19 protein-coding genes are annotated in these 16,763 nt (G+C 38.4%); 12 read left to right on the top strand and 7 right to left on the bottom strand.

The window, feature by feature from the left end; all coding sequences use genetic code 11:
- The first annotated feature begins 14 nt into the window (after positions 1-14).
- Positions 15-536, top strand: coding sequence for an HdeD family acid-resistance protein (locus tag FGQ66_RS02035; RefSeq protein ID WP_081133668.1), 522 nt, complete (start codon positions 15-17; stop codon positions 534-536).
- Positions 537-637: 101 nt separating this feature from the next.
- Here FGQ66_RS02035 and spxB read toward each other — a convergent pair whose 3' ends face one another.
- Positions 638-2,368 (bottom strand): pyruvate oxidase, encoded by a 1,731-nt coding sequence (gene spxB / locus FGQ66_RS02030; RefSeq protein WP_005877532.1) that lies wholly within the window; start codon positions 2,366-2,368, stop codon positions 638-640.
- A gap of 149 nt (positions 2,369-2,517) precedes the next feature.
- Between spxB and FGQ66_RS02025 the strand changes: the two genes are divergently transcribed.
- On the top strand, positions 2,518-3,336 hold the full coding sequence (locus FGQ66_RS02025) for a ZIP family metal transporter (protein ID WP_081133670.1): 819 nt from the start codon (positions 2,518-2,520) through the stop codon (positions 3,334-3,336).
- A gap of 349 nt (positions 3,337-3,685) precedes the next feature.
- Here the strand turns inward: FGQ66_RS02025 and FGQ66_RS02020 are convergent, their stop codons facing one another.
- Positions 3,686-3,883, bottom strand: coding sequence for a hypothetical protein (locus tag FGQ66_RS02020; protein ID WP_113845071.1), 198 nt, complete (start codon positions 3,881-3,883; stop codon positions 3,686-3,688).
- Between the two features lie 245 nt (positions 3,884-4,128).
- Here FGQ66_RS02020 and FGQ66_RS02015 point away from each other — a divergent pair, with 245 nt between their 5' ends.
- Entirely contained in the window at positions 4,129-4,710 is a 582-nt protein-coding gene (locus FGQ66_RS02015; protein ID WP_005877526.1) for a TMEM175 family protein, read from the top strand.
- Positions 4,711-4,801: 91 nt separating this feature from the next.
- Complete coding sequence (locus FGQ66_RS15065) at positions 4,802-4,963, top strand: hypothetical protein (RefSeq protein ID WP_005877524.1); 162 nt, start codon at positions 4,802-4,804, stop codon at positions 4,961-4,963.
- Positions 4,964-5,660: 697 nt separating this feature from the next.
- On the opposite strand, the gene FGQ66_RS15060 is transcribed toward FGQ66_RS15065, so the two are convergent.
- Positions 5,661-6,074, bottom strand: coding sequence for a hypothetical protein (locus FGQ66_RS15060; protein WP_171024545.1), 414 nt, complete (start codon positions 6,072-6,074; stop codon positions 5,661-5,663).
- Positions 6,075-6,462: 388 nt separating this feature from the next.
- Positions 6,463-8,244, bottom strand: coding sequence for a sensor histidine kinase (locus tag FGQ66_RS02005; protein WP_138301529.1), 1,782 nt, complete (start codon positions 8,242-8,244; stop codon positions 6,463-6,465).
- A 57-nt stretch (positions 8,245-8,301) separates the two neighbouring features.
- Here FGQ66_RS02005 and FGQ66_RS02000 point away from each other — a divergent pair, with 57 nt between their 5' ends.
- A complete protein-coding gene (locus FGQ66_RS02000) occupies positions 8,302-9,036 on the top strand; it encodes a response regulator transcription factor (RefSeq protein ID WP_016177146.1) in 735 nt (244 codons plus the stop codon).
- On the opposite strand, the gene citG is transcribed toward FGQ66_RS02000, so the two are convergent.
- From citG to FGQ66_RS01985, 3 genes are all read right to left on the bottom strand, one after another.
- Positions 8,985-9,863 (bottom strand): triphosphoribosyl-dephospho-CoA synthase CitG, encoded by an 879-nt coding sequence (gene citG / locus FGQ66_RS01995; protein ID WP_138301527.1) that lies wholly within the window; start codon positions 9,861-9,863, stop codon positions 8,985-8,987. The genes FGQ66_RS02000 and citG overlap by 52 nt on opposite strands.
- Entirely contained in the window at positions 9,856-10,551 is a 696-nt protein-coding gene (locus FGQ66_RS01990) for a GntR family transcriptional regulator (protein ID WP_016177148.1), read from the bottom strand. The genes citG and FGQ66_RS01990 overlap by 8 nt, the downstream gene beginning before the upstream one ends.
- Before the next feature lie 223 nt (positions 10,552-10,774).
- The gene (locus FGQ66_RS01985; protein WP_138301526.1) at positions 10,775-12,121 is read right to left on the bottom strand and encodes a CitMHS family transporter; all 1,347 of its coding nucleotides are present in this window, start codon (positions 12,119-12,121) and stop codon (positions 10,775-10,777) included.
- 412 nt (positions 12,122-12,533) lie between these two features.
- Between FGQ66_RS01985 and FGQ66_RS01980 the strand changes: the two genes are divergently transcribed.
- The 7 genes from FGQ66_RS01980 to citE are packed head-to-tail and all read left to right on the top strand — an operon-like array spanning position 12,534 to position 16,761.
- On the top strand, positions 12,534-12,866 hold the full coding sequence (locus FGQ66_RS01980) for a hypothetical protein (protein WP_113845075.1): 333 nt from the start codon (positions 12,534-12,536) through the stop codon (positions 12,864-12,866).
- Between the two features lie 13 nt (positions 12,867-12,879).
- Positions 12,880-13,272: an acetyl-CoA carboxylase biotin carboxyl carrier protein subunit gene (locus FGQ66_RS01975; RefSeq protein ID WP_081133675.1), complete on the top strand. Its 393-nt coding sequence runs from the start codon at positions 12,880-12,882 to the stop codon at positions 13,270-13,272.
- 26 nt (positions 13,273-13,298) lie between these two features.
- Positions 13,299-14,414, top strand: a complete 1,116-nt coding sequence (locus FGQ66_RS01970; RefSeq protein ID WP_081133676.1) for a sodium ion-translocating decarboxylase subunit beta — start codon at positions 13,299-13,301, stop codon at positions 14,412-14,414.
- A gap of 15 nt (positions 14,415-14,429) precedes the next feature.
- Entirely contained in the window at positions 14,430-14,555 is a 126-nt protein-coding gene (locus FGQ66_RS15545) for an OadG-related small transporter subunit (RefSeq protein WP_016177153.1), read from the top strand.
- Positions 14,556-14,567: 12 nt separating this feature from the next.
- Positions 14,568-15,572 carry a [citrate (pro-3S)-lyase] ligase gene (gene citC, locus FGQ66_RS01965; RefSeq protein WP_016177154.1) on the top strand — a complete coding sequence of 335 codons (1,005 nt, stop codon included), beginning with the start codon at positions 14,568-14,570 and terminating at the stop codon, positions 15,570-15,572.
- A 5-nt stretch (positions 15,573-15,577) separates the two neighbouring features.
- Positions 15,578-15,886 (top strand): citrate lyase acyl carrier protein, encoded by a 309-nt coding sequence (gene citD, locus FGQ66_RS01960; protein ID WP_113845076.1) that lies wholly within the window; start codon positions 15,578-15,580, stop codon positions 15,884-15,886.
- Positions 15,874-16,761: a citrate (pro-3S)-lyase subunit beta gene (gene citE, locus FGQ66_RS01955; protein ID WP_138301524.1), complete on the top strand. Its 888-nt coding sequence runs from the start codon at positions 15,874-15,876 to the stop codon at positions 16,759-16,761. Before citD ends, citE begins: the two co-directional genes overlap by 13 nt.
- The last annotated feature ends 2 nt before the right edge of the window (positions 16,762-16,763 follow it).

The raw sequence follows: 16,763 nt of genomic DNA, 5'->3' as shown, positions 1-16,763 counted from the left end.
AGTAGGTTTGAAAAATGAATGAAAGAAAAACGGTAGATTGGGGTTCTTTGATCTTAGGGATATTATTTGTGATTGTTTCTCTGATGTCTTTCCAAGATCCAGTAGGTAATCTTGTGGCGATCGTGGTCGTATTTGCTATTTTTGCCTTTTTAAAAGGAATTTTTGAATTATTTGTTCGCAATCGCATGAAGGAATTGACTGGCTACAAAGGGAAGACACCATTAGTTGTAGGGATCATCGATATCTTAGTAGGAATCTTTTTCTTATTCAATATTGGAGCCGGTGTAGTGGCATTACCATTCGTATTTGCAGTGTGGTTCATCGCGGATTCCGTATTTGCTTTATTGGCTGCTGATTTGGCTAAAGGGGTAAGTAATGGCTATTATTGGTTCACTGTCATCGTAAATATCTTAGGTATCATTTTGGGGATCATGCTATTATTTAATCCCATCTCATCAGCATTGACCCTAAGTTTCTTAGTTGGATTCTATTTTATGCTATTTGGTATTACTCATATCGTTTACGCATTTAGATAAATATACGACAGTAGTTTATATAAAAAGAGGCAGGACATTATTATGTCCTGCCTCTTTTTTATGAGCTTATTCGTTTTTTTATAGTGTGCTTTTAGGATAACTTAGTCACGTTTTTCATATAGCTCATTTAATACAGGCATATCATGTACTTCATATTTTTCTTTGAAGGCATTGATTTCATCTGCGGAATATTTTCGAGGATCTAAATGCAAGTCTTCTACAGGTAATGGTCGTTTATTTTCGATTTTGACATCAATTACTACAGGACGTGTTGACTTTTGAGCTGCATCAAAGGCTGGTCGTAGTTGATGGTAATCAGTAATCGTGAAACTGTCTGCACCTAATGCTTCACTGGCCTTACCAAAATCTGCATCTTCCAAAAAGACACCGAATTTCTTTTGTTCTGTATCTTCTTGTTCTGCTTCGATAAAACCAAAGGAATCATTTGAGAATACGACGTTGATGATTGGTAATTGATATTTGACTTGTGTGATGATATCTTGCATGACCATCGCAAATCCGCCGTCGCCACTTAGAGTGAACACTTGCTTTTCTGGAAAGCTTAATTGAGCAGCAATTCCTCCAGGAACACCATTCCCCATCGTTGCGAACCAACCAGAAGTAGTATGCTTTTGGTTGCCGTTCATATCTAAAAGACGAATCGAGTGGATCGTGGTATTGCCGACATCCGTGACAAAGATTGCATCGTCTTTCGCAATACGATTGATTTCTTTATAAACTGCTTCTGGGCGGATAGGTTGCTCTTCACGATCTTCAAATGATTTCAACCAGTTGACCCAGTTCTCTTTGTTTTCTTGGTTTGCTAGATACCAACGATCTTCAGGTCGAGGTTGGCCAAGTTCTGCTAATCTTTCTAAAGTGGTGTTGGCATCTCCTAGGATTGAAAGAGAAACGGCATGTCTGCGGCCAAATTTTGATGCATCGATATCTACTTGAATAAAGGCAGCATCAGGATTGAAGAAAGCTCGACCAAATGGAAAGTCACTTCCCACGAATAAAATCAAATCAGCTTCAGCAAGTGCTTCGTTTGCAGGTTTCGTCGCAACTCGTCCAGCAAACCCAAGAAAATTTTTATAACTATCAGGAACGATTCCCTTGGCTAGAACGGAAGCAACGACAGGAACTGAAAAGTGTTCTGAAAAGTGTTTGATCTGTTCGAAGCCATTACGCGTGCCTTGCCCAACATACAATACAGGTTTCTTTGCTTTTTCAATGTAAGGAAGTGCAGCCAACAAATCTTTTTCATCAGGTAAGATATAGCCGGTTTTGTGTGTAGCTGCAGTCGTGAAATCTTGTTCTTCGATTTCAGCAAAACCTAAATCTACAGGAATCGTCACGATCGCAACACCTTTATGTTCGTAAGCAGCTTTGATTGCTTCATCGACTACATGTGGCAAACTTTGTGGCGTCATCACTGTTCGGTTATAGACGCTAACATCTGCAAAAATAGGATTTTCATTTAATTCTTGGAAAGAATTATAATTCATCGCTGCAGAAGCCACTTGTCCTAATAGCGCTACGAGAGGGACATGATCCATTTGGGCATCATATAGTCCATTGATCAAATGGGTCGCGCCAGGACCAGCAGAACCAAACACAGCGCCGACTTTGCCCGTTAGTTTTGCATCGGCAGCTGCGGCTAATGCACCGACTTCTTCATGACGAACTTGGATATATTTGATTTTTTCTTTTTCATGATATAAAGCATCCATGATGGAATTGAATGAACCACCAGGAATTCCGTAAATATGATCGACTCCCCAACTTTCAAGAACTTTTACCATAGCGACACCAGCATTGATTGTTGACATAACTTTCCACTCCCTTAGTGATAAAATTTACTAACTAAAGTATAGTGCTTTGTCAGAAAAACCCCAACTAATACGTCTTTTCGTAAAATAGTAGTCATGCTTTTTTCTATATGCTAGAGTAGTAAGTAAAGGATTGAAAGGAGAAATATATGGCTGAATGGCTATTAAGATTAGAACCATGGCAACAGGCATTGGTAGGGACTGGCTTTACCTATTTCATGACTGCACTGGGAGCTGCATTAGTCTTTTTCTTTAAAGAGATCAAGAAAGACGTTTTGAACTTGATGCTTGGTTTTGCTTCGGGAGTGATGATCGCTGCAAGTTTTTGGTCGTTGCTAGATCCCGCGATCACGAAAGCAGAAGAAAATGGCGACATTGCTTGGTTAGTGGTAAGTATCGGCTTTGGACTAGGTGGACTTTTTCTTTATATTGCGGATAAGACATTGCCCCACATGCATTTTGGGCCACAACATGAAACAGAGGGCTTACCCACCCACTTGAAGCGGACGATTTTATTGGTGTTTTCGATTACACTGCATAATATTCCAGAAGGTCTAGCTGTTGGTGTAGCCTTTGGAGCAGCAACTACCGCAGATAACCCTACAACGGCTGTTTTAGCAGCAATTTCTGTTGCACTAGGAATAGGTATTCAAAACTTTCCAGAAGGAGCTGCCGTTTCTATTCCCTTACGGCAAGAAGGATTGAGCCGTACGAAGGCGTTTATGTATGGACAAGCATCCGGTATCGTTGAACCGATTGCTGGTATCGTTGGTGCGATCTTAGTGACAAAGGTATCGATCTTGTTGCCTTACGCGTTGGCATTTGCAGCTGGAGCAATGATCTATGTCGTTGTCGAAGAACTGATCCCCGAAGCACAGCAAACATTATCAAGCAAGCGGCATTTTGCTGTATTTGGTGTGATGTTAGGATTCATCATCATGATGATCCTTGATGTTGCTTTGGGTTGAGTAAATGATATATCATTTGATAATGGATGGAAAAAACTAAAATGTGTGAAATCATGCTATAATCCATAAGATCTTATTGAAGAACATTTAATAAAGAGGTCGAGATAAAAGTTGTTTAGATTTGAGAAATTGAAGAGAAAAACCTGACTTTTGGACGCCTTTTATTCGGGAGTCTTTAGCAAACCTGATTTTTAGATTTTTCCCTCTTTTTTTTTAGAAGTGTTTCTAGAAGCAGACCTCTTAGCTTTGGATAAAAAAAGGAACAGAAAAGCAACCTCTGAAGGTTGTCTAATCTGTTCCTTTTTTTTTGTAGTAAATGTCCGAGTAATCAACTCATACGAGCATTCGATTAATAGTATTTGCGGTTTCGATTAGCCCCACTAATGGCACGAATCAGCCAAATAATGATAGCTATAGGAATCAGCAATTTGACAGCAAACCATAAGATGCTGCTCAATACACCAACAAAAAGACTGATGGCAAAACCAGCAACAACCAATACCATGATCAACATGAAGATATTTAAGAAACTATTTCTACGTTGCATAACAACCCCTCTTTTCTTATTTGCATCGACTAGCGGTTACGTTGATGTCCTTTACTGCAGCAATTGAATTGACCCGGTGCTCGATGAACAAATATGGTAACTTCTTATTGAAAAAAGTATAACAGAATGAATGAACAGCCACATCCATCGTTAGTCTGATTTTTTATTTGGTATTTAGATGTATAAAACAGTTGCTTTTTTTCGTTCTTTTCTACTAAAATAAGGCAAATAAGGAGGCGGAACTTATGTCGAAAAATCGTTTAGAAGCTTTTACCGATGCCGTGATTGCGATTATCATGACAATTCTCGTTTTAGAGTTACATGAACCAAGTTCAGATACTTGGCAAGCTTTGTCAGCTTTAGGCTCTCGTTTTTTGATCTACATTATCAGTTTTTTTACTTTAGTTATCTATTGGAACAATCATCATCACATGTTCCAAGTCGTCCATAAAGTAAATGGGAAGGTATTATGGGCAAATAGCTTTTTTCTCTTTGCTTTGTCACTTTTTCCATTTGCGACTTCTTGGATCAGCGAATACACATTTAGTTTAGTCCCTGCAATCACATATGGAGGCGTATCTTTAGGTGCCAATATCGCTTATTATTTCCTCGCAAGGGAATTGGTCAATTCTGATACAGCCCATAAGAAAGCGATCAAGGAACTATTAGGTAACTATAAAAAATCCTATTTGACCATCTCATTGAATATCATCGGAATCGTTCTAGGCTATCTAGTGACGCCCCTCGCTGTCTTGATCACTAATGGAATCATGTTATTCGGCTGGTTGATGCCAAGTAAAAAAATCGAATCCCATTACGTAGACTAAATAACAATAAGAAAAATTAAGATAAATATAAACAAAAGATAAAAAAATGATCGAAACTATAGAAGAGAATAGTATCCGAAGAGGGATGCTTATGATAGACAGGAAAAAATTAACGATTGGGTTGATTACTAGCATGGTAACGATCCTCATTTATCTGGATCAACAGAAATGCGGCTCAGTAGTCATCATTTTATCTTTGCTGCTCACGTTTTTTGTTTCACTGAAAACCAAAGACCAAAGAAAAAACAAATGATCATTTCTGAAAAGAGGTCGAGACAAAAGTCGTTTAGGTTTGAGAAATTGAAGAGAAAATAGGCTGGGACAGAAGTGTTTCTTACTTTTGTCCCAGGCTTTTTTTGATATTTCCGAAAAACCTAACTTTTGGACGCTCATGTGGAAAACATTTGGATTGGAAAATTGTTTTCCACATAAAGAGGGAAGAAGGTTAAAGGCATAGCTATAGGGGCGAAATCGATTTATACATAGATAATGTATAAATATTAATAGATTGTATGAGCTAAGAAAAAGCAAATAAAAAAATAACTTGCAGCAATGAAAATGGATGTTATTTTATAAATTTAAAATAACGAATCAAAGAAAATCGTAAAGACGTTTGTAGGAGCTAGAAGTAAATGGAGTAAATTGTGGAGATACATCAATGAGTGGGTAGAACAGATCAGTCCGGAAACTTCAAAGATGGGAAGTAAACAAAAGAAGTGTTTCATTTTGAGAAAGAAGAAGGCTATATGAAAATTGCTTTAAAAATTTTTGGTGAATACTGATTTTTTGAAGGAAATGTCTTTTTCTCCCGCCGTTTATTTGTGGTTGAAGTGGGAGGGCAAAAGAGCCCTTACTTTTGCCTTATGTCCTCTATGTATTGCACAAAAATACCGTTAGGGGGTATATTAATTGGAGGATTTCTCAATAGTGTTGCACTCAGGAGGGGGATGCTATTCTTTGTAAGCAAAATAGCGAGTATCTTTTTTTGCTAAACCAAAGGTATCTGATACATGTAGATTCTGTGGTGCGAATTGGATAGCTGGGATAATGAATGTCTTTTTATCTTTGTCTAAAATAGTGATCGTAAAGCTGATATCCTCGTGTTCTTCATTGCGCAAAGTGATATAAGGGTGATCATCAAAATTGATCTCAACAACTTCATAACTGCCTAATAGACGAAGCTGAGGGCCTTCATTTTTGACTAGTTCATTTTCAGTAGGGACGTAGTCCATCTTTGATGTTTGTGTTGGCTGCATCTGTGCTTTTGAAGAGATATCTTTTATAGGAGAGGTCAAGAAATCAACAATAAAAAATATAGCGACTATTATTAAAATACTACTAACGAGAATAATTGTTTTTTTCATCTTCCACACTCCTATATGGTGATTATGCTATAAAAACAGTTGATCATATTATAAAAAATCTTTGTGAGTGATGTTGTTAGTAATAATAAAAGCTACATTTTTAAAATGCGTTATTAATAAACTACCACAATCAAAGTATAAGTGTATTTATAGAAAAAATAAAGCATAAATTTTATTATTTTATAGTTTATTTTATTGAGGGTTAAATGAAAAATAACTAATAGAACTGTTGATGATAATTATTCTTGTTTTCATTTTGTTAGCGTTTTCGTGATAAGATATAAAAAAGCTTCAAGAAAATTCGTATTGCTTCTCTCATTCAGTAGGGAATAAAATTACAAGTAGCGAATTTTCTTGAAAATTTTTAACAAGGTCTATTTTTTGAAACTTAGTTTAACGGAATACCTAAATAAAAGGTAGTGCCTTGTGACTGGCTGACGAGTTGGATTGACCATCCATTTTTTTTGATGATGGATGAAACGATGAATAACCCTAGGCCGGTTCCGCCGACTTCTTTTTTTGTTGTAAAGAAGGGAGTAAAAATTTTTTCTCTGATTTCTAAAGGAATACCAGGTCCGTTATCAGAAATTTCGATAATTGCGAATTGACTAGGTACATTTGTCTTTTTCTTCGTCTTAGGAAGTAGCGATTGATCAAAATATGCAGATGAATCATCAGCAAAGAGTGTAATTGAAACATGTGCATCTTGTTTGGCTTGGTAAGCATTCGTGATCAAGTTGTAGATGATGATTTGCAGATCTTCTTTTTCAAAGACAGTTTTTCCTATATCTGGCAAATCCGTAGTTAAAGTAAAGCTTTTTGGCACGAGTAAAGAAAGATGATCGATGGCTTCTTGTATTACTTGTGAAAGTGCATAATTACTTTTAGGTGCTGTTTCCACTTTTGAAAAACGTAGAACATTCTTTGAAAGGTTCTGTCCTTTGATCGCAGATTGGTAAACTTCATTAAGGTCATCCACTAATAGTTCGTCTTCATGATGTTCTTCCATCAGCAACTGCAAATTACCAATGATGGGCGTTAAAAAGTTATTCATGTCATGGACGATCGTAGTGGTCAGCAACCCAATTGTTTCGAGTTTCGATTCTTGAAGAATTTGTTTTTCAAGGGCATGCTTCTCTTGGAGCAGCTGTTGATGTTTCTTTAATTGTAAATTTTCAGCATAAGTTTGGTTGCGCTTATGATAATATTTAATTGATAGACCTAATAACACGATGACAACCAATAAGATCATGAGTAAACTGATAATGATCAATCCATCTTGCAGCAACAAGCCGTTTCTTTCGTAGTAGTCTTCATTGCTGGCAAAAATGAGACGGCTATTTCCAATAGTAGTCCATTCGAATGACGTGATTTTCAATACTCTTTTAATTTTTGGTTTAGGCCACCAATAAGAGTAATAGACAGCATCCCCTCTAGATTGTGTCAATTGCTTTTTTTCTAATTTTTTTAGATCAGATAAATCAAGTGTGGGGTATTTTTCTTCTCGCCCATTTACAATAGAAAGACCTACTTGCTCACTTGAAGGATGCATGACGACTTTCATTTCTTGATTTTTGACCATCGTATAACCAGCTTGATCATCTGTATCCAATAATTCAGAATGGTAGAGGGTCTGCAGATCAGCGAGCAATACGAGTAAGGCATGCTGATTATTGTTTAAAGGCACGGTTTGATAGATATTTATGTAGGAGTGGTTATCATTGAAATAAACGGCACCATTCTGCTTGATACTACCCGATAAAGCTTGAGAAAAGTCGGGATCTTTGGCAACAAGTTTAGCTAATCCTGCAGTCGGTTGTGAGGTGTGCAAAGGTTGGCTATTTATTAAGGTTCCATCCTGCGAAAAAAGGAAAAGACCAACGAGCGCTTCTTCATTTTTTAAATTGGAAAGATTCTTTGGTTCCTCAATGAACTGTTCGTTTGTCATTTGTGGTTGGAGCAGGTTCAATGTTTGCTGATAAGAACGAAACTTTGTTTTCACTACGTTGATTGCGGAATGATTGAGGGTCGAGAGCTGATTTTCTGCTAGATCAACCGCATGCTTTTGCAATTGGTAATAGCTAGAGCAGGTAAAAATCATGCCGAGAATCGTCAGTAATGTAACGACTAGGATGAGACTATAAAGTTTCTTGTAAGTTAGCTTTTTCATCATGATCTTCCTTTTTACCGTTTCCATTATTATATAATAAAGCGAGGAGAGTTTCTTTTGCGAAATGAAAAAATATTAATCATAGACGATGAACCAAGTGTACGCCGTTTGATTTGGAAAGCACTTCAGTCAACAGGGATTCTAGTGTATCAAAGTGATTCAGTAGAAAAAGCGCTAGACATCATCACTCGAGTTGAGTTTGATCTATTTTTGTTGGATATCTGTTTGGAGCATGAAAATGATGGGTATCATCTTGCTCAAATGATCCGAGAAGCGAATCCATTTACGCCTATTTTCTTTTTAAGCGGTAAAACAAGTGAGCAAGAAATCATCAATGGCCTTGAAGTTGGCGCAGATCAATATTTGACAAAGCCTTTTTCATTGGATCTTTTACGTGCTCAAGTTGTTGCGGCGTTGGATCGTAACAAAGTGATTCGGAATCATCATTCGACAGCTGAAAAAAAAGAAATCATTGTTGGCGATTTTCGTTTTGATCAAAATCGCTACCAACTTTATAAAAATGGACAGCCTATCAAGCTTTCTTCCAAGGAAATCCAATTGATGCGTTTCTTTATGCTGAATCCGGACCAGGTTTTTTCGAAAGAACAGATCTATAGCAGCGTCTGGGAAGATGGTGAATTTGACGCAAACACGATCATGGTGTTTGTGAATCATCTAAGAAATAAAATTGAAACCGACCCCAAAAACGCGCAGTATATCAAAACGGTTTGGGGGATCGGCTATACCTTTTTACCAGAAGGGGAAAACAACTTTTCTAAAAATGAAAAATAGATCCCTAATGAGAGTAGATCTGCTGAACCACCTGGACTGAGATAGCGGGTGGTCAGTTGCTGATCATATTCTTTTAATTTTTTGACTAGTTGCACATAAGAAAGTCTAGATTTCTGTAAATCTAAGCTTTCTTTTTTTATCTCTTTTAAAGCATCTCGCCCCCCACGATGGAGGATATTGCTGTCTTCCACCTCACTCATTAAATACAGTAATGCACGTAAAAGTAATTCCTCTTGCTTGAGTTCTTGGTGTTTGCGCAAAAAACACATCAATTTTTGCAGTGCCGGATATCCGCTTGCCGCTTCCCCACGAATACCAGATATTTGGTACTTCAAATACAATTCTTCCCCATAAGACAAGTGTTGCTTGGTTGTTAATTGTTGAAAATCTTTGGCGACTACGTCTTGCGTGATATCCTGTGAAAGTGACAGTATCTTTTGAGTATCTTTAGCAGTAAAAGGGAGGTGTGTATTCGACTGCAGATGAAGCCCGGTAGCACCTAGTAAAACAGCAAAAGAAAAGTTGGCTCCTTTATGTGTATTGATCCCTTTTGTTGCTTTCAGCATAGCTGTTTCCGCCATTTTTCCAGTTTCACGTAAAGAGTCGAATAATGAAGAAGGCTGACCGCGATGTGTCAAACCTAAATAGAGATATTCCTTGAAGAATGGGCGCAGGCTTTGGATGCTCACCAGAAACGTTTGGAAATCCATGTCACGGTGGGCCCCGTTTGAAAAGCGATCTACGAGCCCAGGTTTTGGCGACAATGCAACTTCTTCGTATAAAGCCGTTTCCGCATAGCTACTGATTGTAAGTAATTGTTCATCCAATTTTTTGTCGCTCCATTTCCGCTAGTATGAATTGCAATGAATGATCTAAATGTTCCTGCGTGATCATCTTTATCTGTGCAATATTGTTTGTTTTCATCCCTCGATAGATCAACCAATGTTCGGCTAAAGCAACACTGCGTCGTTCAGAAGAACGGATCGAAATATCACGAAAATAAAGTAGATAGGAGCGTAATTCCATCACGATTCCTTTTAAACGTAACATCTGACTTTTTTCATAAATGAAGGTATTGAAATCTGAAAAATTGGCTAGCAATTCATCAACACGGTCTTCTTCGTTCAATTTGTCTCCATATGTCAGTAATTCTTTTAATTCCAGAAAATCTTTCTCATCCATTTTTTCCATTGCTTTGATCGTTGCCAATGTATCAAGAGATTTGCGTATATCAAAAATTTCATATGCATCTTTTTTACTGATTCCTTTGACTACGATCCCGATTTTAGGTACATGTTCGACCAACTGTTCATCAACTAATTGCCTTAACGCATAACGGATGGGTGTTCGACTGATATTCAAGGTATCTGAGAACTCTTTTTCATTGATTCTAGAGCCTGCAGGGATTTGACCTAAAATAATCGTTTTGCGAAATGCTTCATACACAAGAACTTTTAAAGGCTTGTTCTGCGAGAAGTCTAAGTTTTGTCTGACGTTTTCAATCATTGCATTCATTTGTCAACTCCTACTCTGATTCGTTCAAATAAACGGCATTTATTGTAAGGCACCTTTCATCAATCAAGAAGAGATTAGTTACTCAACTTTTTATTGAACAGGAACTTCGTAATAAACGCCGTCTATCTTATCTACTTATAAGGAACTAATCGGTTCATTATCGGAATCATAACGAAAAACACAACTAAATTCAATCATAAATTTTCTACTAGCTATTTTTTGTTTATTGTGGAATATAAAGTGGCATATGGCCTAAAAGTACGATCGTCACTACAAAGATGATGAAGATACCTAAGGCATATTTTGCGGCTTCTTTCTGCCATTGTCCCATGTCTAGCCCAGTCAAGCGTAAAAGCAAGTAAATAAATGCGACAAGTGGGCTTAATAAGTGGAAGGCTTGTCCCATAAGTGAAGCAAGAGCCATCTCCATATTGGTAAATCCATAGGCTCTTCCTGCTTCAGCTAAGACTGGCAAGACCCCAAAGTAGAAACCGTCATTTGAAATAAAGAATGTACCTGGAGCAGAAATCAAGGCGATGACTAATCCCCAGAAGCCTGCCAGTTGTTCTGGAATGATCGTGGTGAAACTATTCGCTAAAGCAGTTGCCATCCCTGAACCTTGGAACAAGCCCATGAAGACACCGGCTGCGAAGACTAAGATAACTACTTGAACAGCGTCCCCACCATTTGCGCCAATACGTGCAGATTGATCTTTTAATATTGGATAGTTGATCATCAACGCGATACATGTACCCACTAAAAACAGCAAAATCGGCGGTAATGCGATCGCATCGATAAACGAGCTTGCTACAAGCCAAGCAATCAAAAGGATCGTTAACAATCCATTGAAAATAAAGTTGTGTGGACAACGAATTTTTAATGTATCAGGATCAGTGATCGTGGTCATCTCTTCGATTTCCTCAGTAGTGAGTTCTGTGATCCCTAAACGTGCCCGTTCTTGTTTTCCCATTCTCCGAGCAACAAAGAAGGTAACATAAAGCAGAGAAAGAACCATACCAGGCAGAAGATAAGTCAAGATATCAGCATCTACTTCTAATACTGCCATCGCACGTGCTGTTGGACCACCCCAAGGCAAAAGATTCATGATGGTGTTTTGTAGGATGATCAGAACACCTAGATTCATCATCTTCATATTCAACTTCTTATAAATCGGAATAAATGCAGAACAGCAAATCAACGTGGTGGTTGTGCCATCGCCATTCAATGAAACGGCTGCTGCAACGACTGCTGTAGCCATCAATACTTTCATCGGATCGCCTTTAGCAAAATAAATCATTTTTTTGGTGATGGGGTCAAATAGACCCGCATCAAGCATGATTGAAAAATACAAAATAGCAAAAAGCAACATGATCCCCGTGTTAGCGGTAGTAGAAATCCCTTCTAAAACAAAATCACCAATCGAACCTTTCTCAGCGACACCTGATACCATCGCAACAAGTGTAAAAATCAACGGGATAAGGACTAAAGAAGTAAAAGGAGACATCTTCTTTTTCATAATAACGAACATAAAAACAATGATCATAGCATAAGATAAAACAGTAAGTAACATGGTGTTCCTTCCTCTCTAACTAAAATAAAAATCTGTAAGCGTTAACAAATAATCGTAAAAAAATAAGTTCTTATTTGTGATGATATAAACAAATTTGGAGCCTCTCCTTTCTTTTTAACTTTCTTTGATGTGGTTAAGAATAGTCAAAATTTTGAGAGAAGAAAAGAGGTTCCTAGAAAAAGAACAGGAAAAAAACAATCCGGAGAAACAAATCTTATCGCTTGCTTAAAAAGTTCTTAATGAAATATTAACGCTATAAAAAACGCTTCATATCAACGTTTTAACTGGTTTTTAGAAAAAATGGATAAAAAGAAACAATGAAAAAACAATTTATCCTACAATTCACACTAGCCGTATCTCGAGTAATTTTTATAATTAAGAGTAAGTCAGAAAAATAGAAAGGAGAGGAGAAATGGGGATCTTCGAAATATTGTTCAAAAAAACACAAAAAGAAGAGGAAATTGTCCAACCGAGCAATCAACAAGAAAAACAACGTATGTTGACCGACGAATGGGAAGCGGTTCCAGAATATATACCGGTTCCCCCAGAGGATTATGACTTAGTTAGTGTGATTGCTACGGCGATCGCCGCGGGTGATCGACCAGATAGTCAATTTATTATCAAAAGTATCAAGCAAAAGAATCCTGAAGTTGTCCTTACTTCCGTGATTGCGGCAAGTATTATGGCAGGGGAATCTCAGCAATCACAATTCATTGTCAAAAATATAAAGAAAAGATCAAAATAATGGAGGAAATAACATGTTGCGAAAATTTAAAATCACAGTAAATGGAACAGAATATTTAGTAGAGATGGAAGAAATCGGCGCACCACAAGTTGCTAGTGTACCGCAACCAACCGCACCAGTTCCGGCAGCAAATCCAGAACCAGTAGTTGAACCAACAGCACCTGCAGCACCAGTTCAAACCAGTGCTGCCACAGCAGATGCGATGACTGCACCAATGCCTGGTACGATTCTTAAAATCTTAGTTAATCCCGGAGAATCCGTTCAAGAAAACCAACCATTGATGATCTTAGAGGCAATGAAGATGGAAAATGAAATCGTTGCTGGAAAATCAGGAGTTGTTGCTGGCATCCATGTTTCAACGGGGGATATGGTCAATCCAGGAGATGCGCTGATTACAATCAATTAATTTAAAGAAAAGAGGAAGTGACGTTTATGGAGACTTTGTTAGAAGGTGTGATGGGGATCGGGGCTGAACCTGGTCGCTTGGTCATGATGATCATCGGTGGCGTGCTGATGTATCTGGGAATCAAAAAAGAATATGAGCCAACTTTATTAGTACCGATGGGCTTAGGAACGATCTTAGTCAATTTTCCGAACTCAGGAGTATTGAGTGCCGGAGGAGAGGCGGGACCATTCCAAGTACTCTTTGATATGGGGATCAATACAGAACTATTTCCATTGCTATTATTTATCGGGATCGGTGCAATGATCGACTTTGGTCCATTGTTGCAAAATCCATTCCTATTGTTATTTGGAGCCGCTGCTCAGTTTGGGATCTTCTTTACGATCATTATGGCGGTGTTGCTAGGATTTGATTTAAATGATGCTGCATCTATCGGGATCATTGGTGCAGCCGATGGACCTACTTCTATTTTTGTAGCGAACACACTGAACTCAAAATACATGGGAGCAATCATGGTTGCCGCTTACTCCTACATGGCGTTAGTGCCAATCATCCAGCCTATAGCCATCAAAGCAGTAACGACTAAAAATGAACGTCGGATCAGAATGAACTATCGTGCAGGTGAAGTCTCACAAACAGCGAAGATTCTTTTTCCAATTGTGATCTCGATCGTTGCTGGGTTGATTGCACCAGTATCGCTGCCACTTGTAGGTTTCTTGATGTTTGGGAATCTGTTAAGAGAATGTGGCGTATTAGATCGACTTTCTATTACTGCGCAAAATGAACTGGTTAACATTATCAGTATCCTTTTAGGGTTATCGATCTCAGTGAAAATGCAATATGAAGAATTCCTGCAAATCGATACGTTGATGGTCATTGCACTAGGATTAGTGGCGTTCATCATGGATTCGATCGGTGGGGTATTGTTTGCGAAGTTATTGAACCTTTTCCGTAAAGAAAAAGTCAATCCAATGATTGGTGCAGCAGGTATCTCTGCATTTCCAATGTCTAGTCGAGTGATCCAAAAAATGGCAACAGATGAAGATCCGCAAAACTTTATTTTGATGCATGCAGCAGGCGCGAATGTTTCGGGACAGATCGCATCAGTTATCGCTGGTGGGCTGTTATTAGCCTTATTAACTTAAGAAGGAGGAAGACAGATGACACATGATTTGTGGGTATCATTAGAACTATTACTTTTCGGTTGGGGCGGTGTTTTTGCAGTTATCTTGATCATCTACTTAGCCTCATTAACTTTAGCAAAGCTTTTCCCAGTAAAAAAATAAAGAAGGGGTCAAATGGAGAATCCAAAACGTTTGTGGTTAGCTCAAGATAAAAAAGCATGGCAACAATGGCGCGCGCTGTTAGAAAAAACAGGATTGCGTACAGATGAACCAGTGGAATACACGGTGGGCATTTATGAACAAGGCCAACTGATTGCTACAGGCTCTTATCAAGGGAAAATCATCAAATGTCTCGCTGTTTGTAAGAACTATCAATCTGAGAATCTTTTAACAAGTATCATCACACATTTAGTGGAACGATTAAGAGCGGTGGACCAAAACCATCTGTTTGTATATACAAAGCCAGAGAATCAAGCGATTTTTCATTCTTTGGGTTTCCAAGAAATCTTAACGACTCAAACAATCAGTTTCATGGAACTCGGAGCGCCTTCCTTCAACCAATATGAAGCATATTTGCGAAGTAGAAAAAAAGAAGGGCAAAACCAAAGTGCAATCGTGATGAATGCCAATCCTTTTACCAAAGGGCATCAATATTTGATTGAGACAGCAGCAGCTGAAAGTGAACAAGTCTATGTTTTTGTTCTATCAGAAGAGCGTTCTGAATTTTCTGCAAGAGATCGATTGGAAATGGTGAAAATGGGGGTTGCACATTTAAAAAATGTGGTGGTGTTGACGACCAACGAATATCTCGTATCGTCTGCCGTATTTCCTGCTTATTTTCTAAAAGAGCGTGCGCCATTAGAACTTGCTCAGCTACAGGCTACCTTTGATGCACAATTGTTCAAGCAAAAGATTGCACCAATCTTAATGATCAAAAGGCGCTATGTCGGTGAAGAACCATTTTCGCCAGTAACGAATAAGTATAACGAAGCAATGAAAGCTGTCTTTTATCCAGAAATAACTTTGACGATCATTCCTCGCTTACAGGTTGATGATTCGATCATCAGTGCGACAAAAGTTCGTGAAGCCATTCAAAAAAATGACTTGCCTCTTTTAAAAAAATTTCTGCCAGAGACGACTTACATGTATTTGCATAAATTGAAAATAATCAAGGAGTGAAACGAATGGAAATCAAAAAAATCGCTTCTGCCGGTACAGTAGAATCAAGTGATATTTTAATTACTATTGCACCAAATGAACAGGAGCAAATCGAACTTTCATTAGAAAGCAGCGTGGAAAAACAATTTGGGAAACAGATTCGTCAGATGATGACCACTACCTTACAACAATTGGGGATTACACGAGCAAAAGTAACAGCAGTGGATAAAGGTGCCTTAGATTGTACGATCGTTGCTCGTTTGATTACTGCTGTCCATCGCGCAGCGGAAGAAGAAAGTTATGACTGGAAGGAGATCGACTCATGGAACGTTTAAGAAGAACGATGATGTTTGTTCCAGGTGCAAATGCGGCAATGCTTCGCGATGCGCCACTATATGGAGCAGATTCAATCATGTTTGATCTAGAAGATGCGGTTTCGTTAAAAGAAAAAGATGCAGCACGGACACTTGTCCATTTTGCTTTAAAGACCTTTGATTATTCAGCGGTTGAAACAGTTGTGCGAATCAATGGATTAGATACTGTCGGAAAACAAGATATTGAAGCAGTCGTTTTAGCAGGTGTCAATGTCATTCGATTACCTAAAACAGAGACAGCCCAAGATATCATTGAGGTGGATGAAGCAATTACACTGGTGGAAGAAAGCAATCAGATCCCAGTTGGTACAACAAAAATGATGGCAGCGATCGAATCTGCAGAAGGTGTGTTAAATGCACGAGAAATCGCGCAAGCATCTACTCGACTGATTGGGATTGCTTTGGGCGCAGAAGATTATGTGACGAATATGAAAACAAAACGATATCCAGATGGGCAAGAACTGTTTTTTGCACGAAATATGATTTTACATGCGGCACGAGCAGCAGGAATCGCAGCAATCGATACCGTTTATTCTGATGTAGACAATGTCGAAGGCTTCCAAGCAGAAACAAACTTGATCAAACAGCTAGGTTTTGATGGGAAATCCGTGATCAATCCTCGACAGATCCCATTAGTCAATGCCATCTATGCACCAACGGAAAAAGAGATCCAACATGCAAAAGAAGTGATTTGGGCAATCAACGAAGCGGAAGCAAAAGGTTCTGGTGTCATTTCACTCAACGGAAAAATGATCGACAAACCAATCGTAGAACGGGCGCAACGAGTGATTGCACTTGCAAAAGCAGCCAAATTAATCTCAGAGGAGGGGATGTAAAG

It is taken from the genome of Enterococcus sp. BSD2780061688st2 D3 (assembly GCF_005844145.1).
Classification (GTDB): domain Bacteria; phylum Bacillota; class Bacilli; order Lactobacillales; family Enterococcaceae; genus Enterococcus_B; species Enterococcus_B durans.
This window is presented reverse-complemented; position numbering and strand designations above follow the sequence as displayed.

Coding starts and splice junctions, on each gene's coding strand:
- FGQ66_RS02035 (WP_081133668.1), top strand. CDS start 15: ATGAATGAAAGAAAAACGGTAGATTGGGGTTCTTTGATCTTAGGGATA.
- spxB (WP_005877532.1), bottom strand. CDS start 2,368: ATGTCAACAATCAATGCTGGTGTCGCTATGGTAAAAGTTCTTGAAAGT.
- FGQ66_RS02025 (WP_081133670.1), top strand. CDS start 2,518: ATGGCTGAATGGCTATTAAGATTAGAACCATGGCAACAGGCATTGGTA.
- FGQ66_RS02020 (WP_113845071.1), bottom strand. CDS start 3,883: ATGCAACGTAGAAATAGTTTCTTAAATATCTTCATGTTGATCATGGTA.
- FGQ66_RS02015 (WP_005877526.1), top strand. CDS start 4,129: ATGTCGAAAAATCGTTTAGAAGCTTTTACCGATGCCGTGATTGCGATT.
- FGQ66_RS15065 (WP_005877524.1), top strand. CDS start 4,802: ATGATAGACAGGAAAAAATTAACGATTGGGTTGATTACTAGCATGGTA.
- FGQ66_RS15060 (WP_171024545.1), bottom strand. CDS start 6,074: ATGAAAAAAACAATTATTCTCGTTAGTAGTATTTTAATAATAGTCGCT.
- FGQ66_RS02005 (WP_138301529.1), bottom strand. CDS start 8,244: ATGAAAAAGCTAACTTACAAGAAACTTTATAGTCTCATCCTAGTCGTT.
- FGQ66_RS01990 (WP_016177148.1), bottom strand. CDS start 10,551: ATGAATGCAATGATTGAAAACGTCAGACAAAACTTAGACTTCTCGCAG.
- FGQ66_RS01985 (WP_138301526.1), bottom strand. CDS start 12,121: ATGTTACTTACTGTTTTATCTTATGCTATGATCATTGTTTTTATGTTC.
- FGQ66_RS01980 (WP_113845075.1), top strand. CDS start 12,534: ATGGGGATCTTCGAAATATTGTTCAAAAAAACACAAAAAGAAGAGGAA.
- FGQ66_RS01975 (WP_081133675.1), top strand. CDS start 12,880: ATGTTGCGAAAATTTAAAATCACAGTAAATGGAACAGAATATTTAGTA.
- FGQ66_RS01970 (WP_081133676.1), top strand. CDS start 13,299: ATGGAGACTTTGTTAGAAGGTGTGATGGGGATCGGGGCTGAACCTGGT.
- FGQ66_RS15545 (WP_016177153.1), top strand. CDS start 14,430: ATGACACATGATTTGTGGGTATCATTAGAACTATTACTTTTCGGTTGG.
- citC (WP_016177154.1), top strand. CDS start 14,568: ATGGAGAATCCAAAACGTTTGTGGTTAGCTCAAGATAAAAAAGCATGG.
- citD (WP_113845076.1), top strand. CDS start 15,578: ATGGAAATCAAAAAAATCGCTTCTGCCGGTACAGTAGAATCAAGTGAT.
- citE (WP_138301524.1), top strand. CDS start 15,874: ATGGAACGTTTAAGAAGAACGATGATGTTTGTTCCAGGTGCAAATGCG.